Source organism: Luteimonas arsenica, assembly GCF_004352825.1.
Lineage (GTDB): Bacteria > Pseudomonadota > Gammaproteobacteria > Xanthomonadales > Xanthomonadaceae > Luteimonas > Luteimonas arsenica.
In genome coordinates this window covers 641618-654221 of the sequence record NZ_SJRW01000001.1, presented here as the reverse complement: position 1 = coordinate 654221, position 12604 = coordinate 641618, and the positions used below count along the sequence as shown (strand labels likewise).

The following is a 12604-nucleotide window of genomic DNA, read 5'->3' as shown; positions in this document are numbered from 1 at the left end:
CGAATCAAACGGAATCACACTCACATGGCGAAGAAAGCAACCAAGGCGGTGAAGAAGGCCGCCCCGAAGAAGGCCGCCGCTGCGAAGCCGGCCGCTCCGAAGGCGATCAAGGAAGCCCTGACCAAGTCGGGCCTGGTGTCCCACATCGCCGAGTCCACCGGCGTGGCGGCGAAGGACGTCCGCGCGGTGCTGGCCTCGCTCGAAGGCGCGGTGCACGGCTCGATCAGCAAGAAGGGCGTTGGCAGCTTCACCCTGCCCGGCCTGCTGAAGATCACCTCGGTCAAGGTCCCGGCCAAGCCGAAGCGCAAGGGCATCAACCCCTTCACCAAGGAAGAGCAGTGGTTCGCCGCCAAGCCCGCCTCGGTCAAGGTCAAGGTGCGCCCGCTGAAGAAGCTCAAGGACGCCGCGGCCTGATCGCGCATCCTGCCTCACCGGAAAGCCCCGCACCCGTGCGGGGTTTTTCATTTCCAGCCCAATGATGTCCAGCCATCCACCTAAGCGCGACTACTCCGCGGCACTGAAGTCGCTGCTCAAGTCCGTCCTGCTGCTCGCACTGCTCGCCGCTGGCGCGCACTGGGCCTGGCACCAGCCCTTCATGGCCCGGCCGCGGGCGCTGTGGGAACTGTCGCGGATGCCGGTTCCCACAGCGGTGGCGATGCCCGTGGAGGGCGTGCAGGCGCGCCAGGTCGCCGACACCTTCGGCGCGCCGCGCGGCCGCGACCGCAGCCACCAGGGCGTCGACATCTTCGCCAGCCGCGGCACGCCGGTGGTCAGCGCCACGCGCGGCGTGGTGTCCTCCGTGCGCGAGGGCGGCCTCGGCGGCCGCCAGGTCTGGGTCTTCGGCCCCGGTCGCCAGCGCCACTACTACGCGCACCTCGACGACTGGGAACCCGGCCTGTCCGAAGGCGACGTGGTGGTCGAGGGCAGCGTGCTCGGCATCGTCGGCGACACCGGCAACGCGCGCGGCACACCGCCGCACCTGCACTACGGCATCTACGGCGCAGGTGGCGCCATCGACCCGCTGCCGCTGCTGCGCGCGGGCGCCGCGGCTGGAAACGCGGCGGCGACGGACGACGCGCACTGACCGATCCCGCGTGGTGATCGACGCCGCAAGCACAGGGCGCTAGGCTCTGCCGGGTCGCGCATATGCGCCGGGGGTGGATGCAACATGGACAAGCGCTTCTGGATCTGCGGGATCGTGGTGGCCGCGGCGGCACTGATCCTCGGCTTCCTCGTCCACGGCGTGCTGCTGCGCGCCGACTACCAGGCGCTGGCATCGCTCTACCGCAGCCAGGACGAGGCGAATGCGCACGCGGCCTGGATCCTGCCGGCCTACCTGATGCTGGGCCTGGCGATGACCTGGCTGTACCGGCGCATGCCCGCCAGCGACGGCGTGGACCTCGCGCGCGGCCTGCGCTTCGGGCTTGCGGTGGCGCTGGTGTCGTTCGTGCCCTGGCATCTGCTGGCCTTCGTCGGGCAGCCCTTGCCGGTTTCACTGATGCTGCGCCAGGTGGCCTTCGACCTGGTCTCGATGCTCCTGCTGGGCATGCTGCTGGCCTGGCTGCAGCCGCACCGGCGGGTGCTGGCCGACCCGCCGTGAGCCCGCGCTGACGGTACGTTCATCGGCGGGGCGTATGTTCCTGTCCTGGTCCACGACGCCCGGTCCGAGCATGTCCCAGCTTCGCCTTGCCCTTCCCTGCCTTCTGCTGCTCGCGGTCGCGGCCTGTGGCGACGAAGCCGTTCCCGCCGCCGCGGACGATGCCGCCACCGAAGCCCTGCCGGCCCCCGGCCAGCCGTCGGGCTCGATCACCGGCATGCCCGACGGCCCCGGCCCGGGCGACGTGCCGCTGGGCGGGACGCCGCCACCGCCGCCGCCCGGGTTCGAGGATCTCGTGCCACCGCCGGGCGAAGGCCTGGAGCCGCTGCAGGACAATCCCGAGGCCGGCTTCGGCGTCGATCCCCTGGCCGGAGGGGAGGCCAGCGCAACCGCCGCAGACACCGCACAGGAAGCCGTCGCTGCGGTGCAGGCCTACTACGAAGCGGTCATCGCCGGCGACTACGGCCGCGCCTACGCAGCCTGGTCCGATGGCGGCCGCGGCAGTGGCCGCACGCCGGAGCAGTTCGCCGCAGGCTTCCAGGGCGTTGAGATCCTCACGGTATCGATGGGCGAACCGGGCCGCGTCGAGGGCGCCGCCGGTTCGCGCTACGTCGAGATCCCGGTGACCCTCACCAGCCGCGGCGCCGATGGCCGCGAAGTGCGCCAGGTCGGCGCCTTCACCATGCGCAGCTCGCAGGTGGAAGGCGCGGCGCCGGGCTGGCACATCGCCTCGGCGGAGATGCACGAACTGCGCCCCTGATCCGGGGCGCAGCGACGATCCTCAGCGCTTGGGCTGGAGCATCGTCCCGGTGCATTCCGGGGCGCCGCAGCGGCAGCCCCAGAGCTTCTTCAGCTTCGGCGTGTGACGCTCGTCGAGCGTGATGCCGTAGTTGTAGGTGAGTTCCTCGCCGGCCCTGATGTCGCGGATGGCTTCGATGAACACCTTGTCCTTGTGCGGGCGACCCTTGTCGTCCTCTTCCACCACCGCCTCGCAGTTGGGCGCGCAGCTGTGGTTGATCCAGCGCGCGACGCCGCCCTCTATGTTGGCGTCGATCACGTAGTCGTCGTTGAGGGTGAACAGGAAGGTGTGGCCGTTCTCCTCGAGTTCGCCGTAGTCGGCATCGACCTGGTCGTGGGTGCGCAGCGCGCCCTTGTAGCGGATGATGCGCTCGCCCTTGGCGATGGCTTCGGTGGCGAAGACGCCGTTGCCGTGGATCTCGGACTGGCGGGCCTCGATCTTCTTTTTCTTCTTGCCGGGCTTGTCCTTGCTGCTCTTGGCCATCTGCGGCGCGGTCTCGCGGTGTGGAAAGGTTCATTGTGGTGCAAGCGCCGGGGATGTTCCATCGCGGCGCCCGCTGCGGCACCTGCCGGGCGTGCCGCCGCCGCTGCCGGGATTCTTCGTTCAGCGGACCGGCTTGGATGCGCTGCAGCAAAAGCGTACAATTTCGGTCCTGATTGAAGGACTCCCGCCCCGATGCTCCGCGTCACCCGCCTCACCGACTACGCCACCGTGGTGCTGACCGTGCTTGCCGCGGAGCCCGACCGCGTGCTGAGCGCGGCCGAGCTGGCCGAGCGCGCGGGGCTGGAAGCCCCCACGGTGAGCAAGCTGCTCAAGCCCCTGGCCCAGGCCGGGCTGCTCGAGGCCTTCCGCGGCGCGCACGGCGGCTACCGCCTTTCGCGCCCGCCGGAGGAGATCAGCCTGATCGCCATCGTCGAAGCCATGGAAGGGCCGCTGGCGATGACGGAGTGCAGCCTGGAGGATGCCAGCTGCGGCATCGCCAGCCAGTGCACCGCGCGCGCCAACTGGCGTCGGATCAACGACATCGTCGCCGACGCGCTGCGCGGCGTCAGCCTCGCGCAGATGCTCGACGCGCCACCCCATTCCGAGTCCGGGAGCGGAGCGCACAAGCGCATCCCCGCCCGCCTCGCCACCGCATGAACATCAGGCAGCCCGCAATGGCCACCCAGATCGAAACCCCCATCGAAACCCCCGTCAACGAGACCGTCGCCAACCGGGAGATCCACGAGCAGCTCGGCCGTCGCTACGACGCCGGCTTCGTCACCGACATTGAATCGGACTCGCTGCCGCCGGGCCTGGACGAGGACACCGTCCGTGCCCTGTCCACGCTCAAGGGCGAGCCCGAGTGGATGACCGAATGGCGCCTGGCGGCCTACCGCCACTGGCTGACCATGCCGGTGCCGCACTGGGCCAAGCTCTCGATCGCGCCGATCGACTTCCAGGCGATCAGCTACTACTCCGCGCCCAAGGGCCCGAAGTACGCCTCGCTGGACGAGGTGCCGAAGGAGCTGCTCGACACCTACGACAAGCTCGGCGTGCCGCTGCACGAGCGCGCCAAGCTCGCCGGCGTGGCCGTGGACGCGGTATTCGACTCGGTCTCCGTCGGCACCACCTTCCGCAAGGAACTGGCCGAGAAGGGCATCATCTTCTGTTCGATGTCCGAGGCCATCAAGGACCACCCCGAACTGGTGAAGCAGTACCTCGGCACCGTGGTTCCGGTGGGCGACAACTACTTCGCAGCACTCAACTCGGCGGTGTTCTCGGACGGCAGCTTCGTGTTCATCCCCAAGGGCGTGCGCTGCCCGATGGAGCTGTCCACCTACTTCCGCATCAATGCCGGCCACACCGGCCAGTTCGAGCGCACCCTGATCATCGCGGAGGAAGGCTCGCACGTGTCCTACCTCGAGGGCTGCACGGCGCCGATGCGCGACGAGAACCAGCTGCACGCGGCCGTGGTCGAGCTGGTCACGCTCGACGACGCCGAGATCAAGTACTCGACGGTGCAGAACTGGTATCCCGGCGACGAGAACGGCGTCGGCGGCATCTACAACTTCGTCACCAAGCGCGCGGAGTGCCGCGGCGCGCGCAGCAAAGTCACCTGGACCCAGGTCGAGACCGGATCGGCGATCACCTGGAAGTACCCGAGCTGCGTGCTGCTGGGCGACGACTCCACCGGCGAGTTCCACTCGGTGGCGCTGACCCACCACCGCCAGCAGGCCGACACCGGCACCAAGATGATCCACGTCGGCAAGCGCACCAAGTCGAAGATCATCAGCAAGGGCATCAGCGCCGGCCGCGGCCAGAACACCTACCGCGGCCTGGTCAAGGTCGCCAGCGGCGCCGACGGCGCGCGCAACTACACCCAGTGCGACAGCCTGCTGATCGGCAAGACCTGCGGCGCCCACACCTTCCCCTACATCGAGGTGAAGAACCCGGGCGCCACCGTCGAGCACGAGGCCACCACCTCGAAGATCAGCGACGACCAGCTGTTCTACTGCCGCAGCCGCGGCATCTCCGAAGAGGACGCGGTGAGCCTGATCGTCGACGGCTTCTGCAAGCAGGTCTTCCGCGAGCTGCCGATGGAGTTCGCGGTGGAGGCGAAGAAGCTGCTCGAGGTGAGCCTCGAGGGCTCCGTCGGCTGACTCCCTTCCCCCGCCCGCGGGGGAAGGTGCCCGAAGGGCGGATGGGGGCAAACCCCGCGACCATTTCCCAAAGAATCCAGAACACACACATGCTCAAGATCACGAATCTCCACGCCACCGTCGGCGACGACCGCGAAATCCTCAAGGGCCTCTCGCTGGAGGTGAAGCCCGGTGAGGTGCACGCCATCATGGGCCCCAATGGCGCCGGCAAGTCGACGCTGGGCAACATCATTTCCGGCCGCGACGGATACGAGGTGACCGACGGCAGCGTCGAGTTCGAGGGCGCCGACCTGCTCGCGCTGGAGCCCGAGGAGCGCGCCGCGGCCGGCGTCTTCCTCGCCTTCCAGTACCCGGTCGAGATCCCGGGCGTGAACAACACCTACTTCCTGCGCAGCGCGCTCAACGCCCAGCGCAAGGCCCGCGGCGAGGCGGAGCTGGACTCGATGCAGTTCCTGAAGCTGGTGCGCGAGAAGCTCGGCGTGCTGCACCTCGACGACAAGCTGCTGCACCGCGGCGTCAACGAGGGCTTCAGCGGCGGCGAGAAGAAGCGCAACGAGATCTTCCAGATGGCGGTGCTGGAGCCGAAGCTGGCGATCCTGGACGAGACCGACAGCGGCCTGGACATCGACGCGCTGAAGAACGTGGCCGAAGGCGTCAACGCGCTGCGCTCGCCTGATCGCGCCTTCATCGTCATCACCCACTACCAGCGCCTGCTCGACTACATCAAGCCCGACGTGGTGCACGTGCTGGCCGACGGCCGCATCGTCGAGAGCGGTGGCCCGGAGCTGGCGCTGCAGCTGGAAGCCCACGGCTACGAATGGCTGCGCGAGCGCAAGGTACCGGAGGCCGTCGCGTAATGGCCACCCTGCTCGACTCGCTGGCCGCGGACTTCAGCGGCGACGGCGCGCGCCAGGCCGCGATGGAGGCCGCGCTGCGCGACGGCCTGCCGCACGCGCGCAGCGAGGCCTGGAAGTACACCTCGCTGCGGGCGCTGGAGCGCCGCGCCTTCTCGCCCGCGCCGCTGCCGCAGGCCGGCGTCGACCCCGCGCTGGTCGCCGGCGTCCCCGCACCGCGCCTGGTCTTCGTCAACGGCCGCCACGATGCCGCGCTGTCCGACACCGCCGGCCTGCCGGAAGGCGCGCGCCTGCTGTCGATGGCCGAGGCCCTGGCCGACCCCGACCCGCGCGAGAGCAACGTGCTGGCGCGCAGCTACGAGCGCGCCGACGAGGTCTTCGCCCGCCTCAACGCCGCGCTGGCCGACGACGGCGCGGTGCTGCGCATCGCCGAAGGCGTGGCCGTGCAGGCCCCGGTGCACCTGGTCTTCATCGGCCAGCCCGCCGAAGGCGACCTCGCCTGGCACTCGCGCCACCTGGTCGAACTGCGCCGCGGCGCCTCGGCGACGGTGATCGAACACCACGTCGCCGCCGGTGACCACGCCCATCTCGGCAACGCCATCGCCCATGTGCATGTCGCCGCCAGTGCCTCGCTGCGCCACGCGCGCGTGCAGGACGAATCCGGTCGCGCCACGCTCATCACCCGCACCGACGCCGTGCTCGCCCGCGAGTCCAGCTACCGGCGCCTGGATCTCGAGCTGGGCGGCGCGCTGTCGCGCCACGAGCTCAACGTGCGCCTTGAGGGCGAGAAGGCCGAGCTGGTCGCCAACGGCGTGCTGCTGGCCTCGGGCCGCCGCCACCTCGACACCCGCCTGGGCATCGACCACATCGCGCGCGACACCCGCTGCGAGCTGGGTTGGCGCGGCATGGCCGCCGGCCGCGGCCGCGCCGTCTTCCACGGCGGCATCGAGATCCGCGAGGGCGCCGACGGCACCGACGCGAAGCTGTCGAACAAGAACCTGCTGCTGTCCGACACCGCCGAGATCGACACCCAACCGGTGCTGGTGATCCATGCCGACGAGGTGACCGCCGCCCACGGCGCGACCGTCGGCCAGCTCGACGACAACGCCATGTTCTACCTGCGCTCGCGCGGCCTGCCCGAGGCCGAGGCACGGGCGCTGCTGACCGCGGCCTTCGTGCGCGAGCCGCTGGTGTCGGTGGTGACCACGCCGGCGATCCGGGAGCTGCTGGAGGGATGGCTGGACCGGGCGATCGCCGCGCAGGTGCTGGCGTGAGGGAGTCGCAGGTGGAGGAAGGCGAGCCGGCTTCGGGCGTGCACTGGGCCAGGGTCCGGGAGGACTTTCCGCTGCTTGCGCGCGAGGTCCACGGCAAGCCGCTGGTGTATCTCGATTCCGCCAACACCGGGCAGAAGCCAGCGACGGTGATCGAGGCGGTCGACGGCTTCTACCGCCGCCACAACGCCAACGTCAGCCGCGCCGTGCACCAGCTCGGCAGCGAGGCCACCGAAGCCTACGAGGGCGCGCGCGCGAAGCTGGCGCGCTTCATCAACGTGCGCGCCGACGAGCTGGTGCTGACCAGCGGCACCACCTTCGCGATCAACCTGGTGGCCTATTCCTGGGCGCTGCCGCGGCTCAAGGCCGGCGACGCGATCCTGCTCACGCGCATGGAGCACCACGCCAACATCGTGCCCTGGCAGCTGGTGGCGCAGCGCACCGGCGCGCGCATCGAGGTCGTGGATCTGCTGCCCGACGGCAGCCTCGACCTCGACATGCTGCGCGCGAAGATGACCGGCGACGTGAAGCTGCTCGCCGTCAGCCACGTCAGCAACGTGCTTGGCACCGTCAACCCGGTGGCCGACATCTGCCGCGAAGCGCGCAGGCGCGGCATCGTCACGGTCGTTGATGGCTCGCAGGCGCTGCCGCACCGCCCGGTCGACGTCGCCGCCATCGGCTGCGACTTCTATGCGCTCACCGGCCACAAGATGTGCGCGCCCACCGGCACCGGCGCGCTGTGGGCGCGGCGCGAGCACCTGGAGGCGATGCCGCCCTTCATCGGCGGCGGCGAGATGATCAAGGAGGTGCGCCTGGACGGCGACACCGTGTTCAACGACCCGCCGCGCAAGTTCGAAGCCGGCACGCCGAACATCGCCGGCTTCGTCGGCATGGGCGCGGCCGTGGACTACCTCTCGGCCCTGGGCATGGCCCGGGTCGAGGCCCGCGAGCAGGAGCTGCTGGCGCACCTTTCGGAAGAGTTCGCGAAGGTCGACGGCCTCCGCGTGTTCGGCACCGCACCGGGCAAGGCCGCGGTGGTGTCCTTCGCCATCGACGGCGTGCATTCGCACGACCTCGCCACCCTGCTCGACCTGGAAGGCGTGGCCGTGCGCTCCGGCCAGCACTGCGCGCACCCGCTGCTGGCCTGGCTGGGCGTCTCGGCCACCTGCCGCGCCTCGCTGGCCTTCTACAACACCCACGACGAGATCGACACCTTCATCGCCGCGCTGCGCAAGGTGCGCAGGCTTCTGGCGTAGGGCGGGCGGCCAGCGGCACAATCGCGCGATGGCAGACCTCCAGTTCCGCAACGCCACCGAAGCCGACGTCGACGCCATCGTGCGCCTGGTCACCCGCGCCTACCGCGGCGAGGCCAGCCGCGCCGGCTGGACCACCGAGGCCGACCTCCTCGACGGCGAGCGCATCGACCCCGACGTGCTGCGCGCGGACATCGCCCGCCCCGCCAGCCGCGTGGTCCTGGGTCTGAACGATGGTGCGCTGCAGGCCTGCGCCCACGTCGCCGACCTCGGCGGGCGCGGCTACTTCGGCATGTTCGCGGTGGAGCCGACCTGCCAGGGCGCGGGCACCGGCCGCGCGATGGTCGCCGAGTGCGAGCGCATCGCCCGCGACGACTGGCGGCTGCCGAAGATGCAGATGACGGTGATCGACCTGCGCGAGGACCTGATCGCCTGGTACGAACGCCTCGGCTACCGCCGCACCGGCGTACACCACCCCTTCCCCTATGGCGACCCCCGCTTCGGCATCCCGAAGCGCGACGACCTCCGTTTCGAGGTCCTGGAGAAAGCGCTGTGAGCGAGACCTGGACCTTCGTCTGCGCGAGCACCGAACTGCTGCCCGGCGAAATGCAGACCACCTTCGACGAGGTCACCGGCGTGCCGATCCTGGTGCTCAACCTCGACGGCGAGCTCTACGCGCTGGAAGACGTCTGCAGCCACGAGGACTTCGAGCTCTCCGCCGGCGCCTTCGACCCGGCCGAAGGCACGATCGAATGCGTCCTGCACGGGGCGAAGTTCGACATCCGCGACGGCCGCGCGCTCTGCGCCCCGGCCTACGAACCGGTGGCCAAGTTCCCGGTGAAGCGCGAACACGACGGCATCTGGACCCGCGACGACCGCGACTGAGCCCGCGGCAACGATATTAAGAATCCGTTGCGTTTGTAAATCGTTCTCATTAACATGGCGCCCGCTGAATTGGGCGCCCTGGGCCAAGAAGGACCGGCGTCCGTTCGACCCGTCCAGCCATCGCCAGAGACGTGGGCCCCTCACCCGAACCCGCCCGGAGCTAGACTTCCATGGCCACCCACGCCGCCCGCACGCTTGCAGGCCGTACGCCTGCGCGCACCCTCCTCTTCGCCTCGATCGCCGCCCTGCTGCCGCTGTCGCACGCCCTGGCGCAGGACGCGATGCCCGACGGCAGCGCCGACGCCACCGACTTCGACGCGATCGTGGTGACCGCGGCCGGCTTCGAGCAGAAGATCACCGACGCCCCGGCCAGCATCAGCGTGGTCACCCGCGAAGAGCTGACCACCCGCCCGTACATGACCCTGATCGACGCCGTGCGCGACCTGGAAGGCGTGGACGTGGGCGAGACCTCGGACAAGACCGGGCAGAAGACCATCAGCATGCGCGGCATGGGTTCGGACTACACCCTGATCCTCGTCGACGGCCGCCGCCAGAACAACCACGGCGACATCTATCCGAACAACTTCGGCGGCAACCAGTTCAACCACATCCCGCCGCTGGACATGATCGAGCGCATCGAGGTCATCCGCGGCCCGGCGTCCACGCTGTACGGTGCCGACGCCATGGGCGGCGTGATCAACATCATCACCCGCAAGGTCGGCCAGCGCTGGAGTGGTTCGGCCACCGCCTCGTACAACTACCAGGAAAACGACGACTTCGGCACCGACAGCACCTTCGATTTCGCGCTGTCCGGCCCGCTGGTCAAGGACCGCCTCGGCCTCGGCGTGCGCGGTTCCTGGTACGAGCGTGATGCCTCCACTCCGGAGTACGAGACCATCACCGCGCCCGACGGCACCCTGTTCGAGCGTTCGCTGGGCTTCGGCGGCGGCGGCAAGACCGTCGACAACACCAACAAGACCGCCGGCGTGACGCTGAGCTGGACGCCGAGCGACTTCCAGAGCGTGGTGTTCGAGTACGACACCTCCGAGCAGGTCTACGACAACACGCCCTACATCAACAACCTCGGCACCGAGACCTATCCGCTGGGCACCGTGGACGGCATCAACGGTATCTGGGCCGCGGCACCGCGCGTCGGCTATTCGGCCGACCAGGAGTTCACCCGCGACCAGTGGTCGCTCACCCACCAGGGCCAGTGGGAGTGGGGCAACACCTTCGTGTCGCTGGCGCACATCGACACCGCCAACCATGGCCGCACCCTGCCCTTCACCGTGGCCGAACGACTGCTGCACCAGGACATCTACTGCGGCAACGCCGAGGTCTGCGCCGCCGGCCCCTATGCCGGCATGGGCCGCGACGAGCGCCGGCAGCTGGCCGAGGCCACCTTCCTGCCGCGCCCCAAGCGCAACATGGAAAGCAGCCAGTACACGCTCGACGCGAAGGCCGACTTCGCCCTGGGCGCGCAGCACCACGTGATCGTCGGCGGCCAGCTGATCGACGGCGAACTCGACGATGGCGTGTTCGGCATGGAAGGCGGCGGCGACGGTGCCGGCGCGGTGCAGGACCACGAAATGTGGTCGCTGTTCGCCGAGGACAACTGGAGCCCCACCGAAGCCCTGACCATCACCTTCGGCCTGCGCCACGACGACCACAACGTCTTCGGCAGCCACCTCAGCCCGCGCGCCTACGCGGTGTGGGACGTGGCCCCGAACTGGACCCTCAAGGGCGGCGTCAGCACCGGCTACAAGACGCCCAAGACCACCGACCTGTACGACGGCATCACCGGCTTCGGCGGCCAGGGCACCTCGCCCTTCGTCGGCAACCCGGACCTGCAGCCCGAGACCAGCGTCAACAGCGAGGTCGCGCTGTACTGGACGTCGGCCGACAGCCGCCACAACTTCAACGTCACCGTCTTCCGCAACGACTTCGACGACAAGATCGCCCGCGGCGAGACCAGCCTGAGCTGCGAGCAGACCGGCGGCGTGCGCCCCTGCGCGAACCTGGGCGACTACGCGCTGCTGGGCTACACGACCTATGCGCAGAACATCAACATCGACGAGGTCCGTGTGCAGGGCGCGGAGCTGGCCGGCCGCTGGGGCATTTCCGAGGCCTGGTCGCTGCGCGCCAACTACACGTACACCGACAGCGAGCAGATGAGCGGCGCACAGAAGGGCCTGCCGCTGACCAACACCGCCGAGCACATGGCCAACGCCAGCCTCAACTGGCAGGCCACCGACGCATTCAGCATGCAGCTGGCGGCCGAGTCGCGCTCCGAGCGCTACCGCGGCAGCGTCGATGCCGACGGCAACCCGCAGTACTACGAGGACTACGTCGTCTTCCATCTCGGCGCGCGGTACCGCCTCAACGACAACGTCAGTTTCAACGCCCGCATCAACAACCTGCTGGACGAGGACTTCACCTCCTTCCAGACGGTGTGGGTGCAGAACCCCGACACCCTGGCGTGGTCGCCGAGCTACCTGGACGACTACAACAACAAGGACAAGTCGCGGAACCTGTGGCTCAGCGTGAACGTGTCGTTCTGAGGATGCCCCGCGGGATTGCTCCATCCGATGAGAATGCTTCTCATCACCAGCTATGTTCCAGGAACTTCCGCCCCGGCCCCGACGTGACCGCACAGCCATCCCCCACCACCAGCGCGGCCGCCCTGCAGCGGCGCGGCTTCTGGCTGCGCACGCTGCACCAGTGGCACTGGATCAGCTCCGCCGCCTGCCTGGTGGGGATGCTGCTGTTCGCGGTCACCGGGATCACGCTCAACCACGCCTCGAAGATCGAGGGCAGCCCCGAAGTCGAGAACCGGCAGGTCGAACTGCCGGCCGACCTGCTGCCCGCCCTCGAGGCCCACGCAGAAGGCACCGCGCCCCTGCCCGCCGCGCTCGCCGACTGGCTGCGCGGCGAGCTGGGCGCGCCGATTGGCGGACGCGAGGCGGAGTGGTCCGAGGACGAGGTCTACCTGTCCATGCCCGGCCCCGGCCGCGACGCCTGGCTGGCGATCGACAAGGCCAGCGGCGAAGTCGAGTACGAGCGCACCGACCGCGGCTGGATCTCCTACCTCAACGACCTGCACAAGGGCCGCAACAGCGGTCCGGCCTGGGGCTGGTTCATCGACGTCTTCGCCATCGCCTGCATCGTGTTCACGGTGACCGGCCTGTTCCTACTGCAGATGCACGCGCGCCAGCGCCCCGGCACCTGGCCCTGGGTGGGCCTGGGCCTGGTGGTGCCGGTGCTGCTGGCGCTGCTCTTCATCCATTGACCTTCGATCCCGAG

Annotated in this window: 14 protein-coding genes; 13 read left to right on the top strand and 1 reads right to left on the bottom strand. The window is 69.4% G+C overall.

All coding sequences use genetic code 11. The annotated features are described in order from the left end of the window. The first annotated feature begins 24 nt into the window (after nt 1-24). The 4 genes from E2170_RS03025 (at nt 25) to E2170_RS03010 (ending at nt 2357) form a co-directional block, all read left to right on the top strand. A complete protein-coding gene (locus E2170_RS03025) occupies nt 25-414 on the top strand; it encodes an HU family DNA-binding protein (RefSeq protein WP_132999163.1) in 390 nt (129 codons plus the stop codon). 64 nt (nt 415-478) lie between these two features. Then, complete coding sequence (locus tag E2170_RS03020) at nt 479-1084, top strand: M23 family metallopeptidase (RefSeq protein ID WP_243708035.1); 606 nt, start codon at nt 479-481, stop codon at nt 1082-1084. A gap of 84 nt (nt 1085-1168) precedes the next feature. Then, complete coding sequence (locus E2170_RS03015) at nt 1169-1600, top strand: hypothetical protein (RefSeq protein WP_132999161.1); 432 nt, start codon at nt 1169-1171, stop codon at nt 1598-1600. Nucleotides 1601-1670: 70 nt separating this feature from the next. Next, nucleotides 1671-2357, top strand: coding sequence for a hypothetical protein (locus E2170_RS03010; RefSeq protein WP_132999160.1), 687 nt, complete (start codon nt 1671-1673; stop codon nt 2355-2357). Nucleotides 2358-2378: 21 nt separating this feature from the next. Here E2170_RS03010 and E2170_RS03005 read toward each other — a convergent pair whose 3' ends face one another. Further along, a complete protein-coding gene (locus E2170_RS03005) occupies nt 2379-2879 on the bottom strand; it encodes an SET domain-containing protein (protein WP_132999159.1) in 501 nt (166 codons plus the stop codon). Between the two features lie 192 nt (nt 2880-3071). Here E2170_RS03005 and E2170_RS03000 point away from each other — a divergent pair, with 192 nt between their 5' ends. The 9 genes from E2170_RS03000 (at nt 3072) to E2170_RS02960 (ending at nt 12590) form a co-directional block, all read left to right on the top strand. Then, a complete protein-coding gene (locus E2170_RS03000) occupies nt 3072-3536 on the top strand; it encodes an SUF system Fe-S cluster assembly regulator (RefSeq protein WP_132999158.1) in 465 nt (154 codons plus the stop codon). 17 nt (nt 3537-3553) lie between these two features. Next, nucleotides 3554-5038, top strand: coding sequence for a Fe-S cluster assembly protein SufB (gene sufB / locus E2170_RS02995; protein ID WP_132999157.1), 1485 nt, complete (start codon nt 3554-3556; stop codon nt 5036-5038). An 89-nt stretch (nt 5039-5127) separates the two neighbouring features. Beyond that, nucleotides 5128-5895 carry a Fe-S cluster assembly ATPase SufC gene (sufC, locus tag E2170_RS02990; protein WP_132999156.1) on the top strand — a complete coding sequence of 256 codons (768 nt, stop codon included), beginning with the start codon at nt 5128-5130 and terminating at the stop codon, nt 5893-5895. Beyond that, nucleotides 5895-7166: a Fe-S cluster assembly protein SufD gene (sufD, locus tag E2170_RS02985; RefSeq protein WP_132999155.1), complete on the top strand. Its 1272-nt coding sequence runs from the start codon at nt 5895-5897 to the stop codon at nt 7164-7166. Before sufC ends, sufD begins: the two co-directional genes overlap by 1 nt. Before the next feature lie 11 nt (nt 7167-7177). Beyond that, nucleotides 7178-8419, top strand: coding sequence for a cysteine desulfurase (locus E2170_RS02980; protein ID WP_243708092.1), 1242 nt, complete (start codon nt 7178-7180; stop codon nt 8417-8419). Between the two features lie 28 nt (nt 8420-8447). Continuing rightward, a complete protein-coding gene (locus tag E2170_RS02975) occupies nt 8448-8972 on the top strand; it encodes a GNAT family N-acetyltransferase (RefSeq protein WP_132999153.1) in 525 nt (174 codons plus the stop codon). Next, nucleotides 8969-9301 (top strand): non-heme iron oxygenase ferredoxin subunit, encoded by a 333-nt coding sequence (locus tag E2170_RS02970; RefSeq protein ID WP_132999152.1) that lies wholly within the window; start codon nt 8969-8971, stop codon nt 9299-9301. Before E2170_RS02975 ends, E2170_RS02970 begins: the two co-directional genes overlap by 4 nt. A gap of 170 nt (nt 9302-9471) precedes the next feature. Continuing rightward, complete coding sequence (locus tag E2170_RS02965; protein ID WP_207914904.1) at nt 9472-11862, top strand: TonB-dependent receptor domain-containing protein; 2391 nt, start codon at nt 9472-9474, stop codon at nt 11860-11862. A gap of 83 nt (nt 11863-11945) precedes the next feature. After that, complete coding sequence (locus E2170_RS02960) at nt 11946-12590, top strand: PepSY-associated TM helix domain-containing protein (protein ID WP_243708034.1); 645 nt, start codon at nt 11946-11948, stop codon at nt 12588-12590. Nucleotides 12591-12604: the final 14 nt, after the last annotated feature.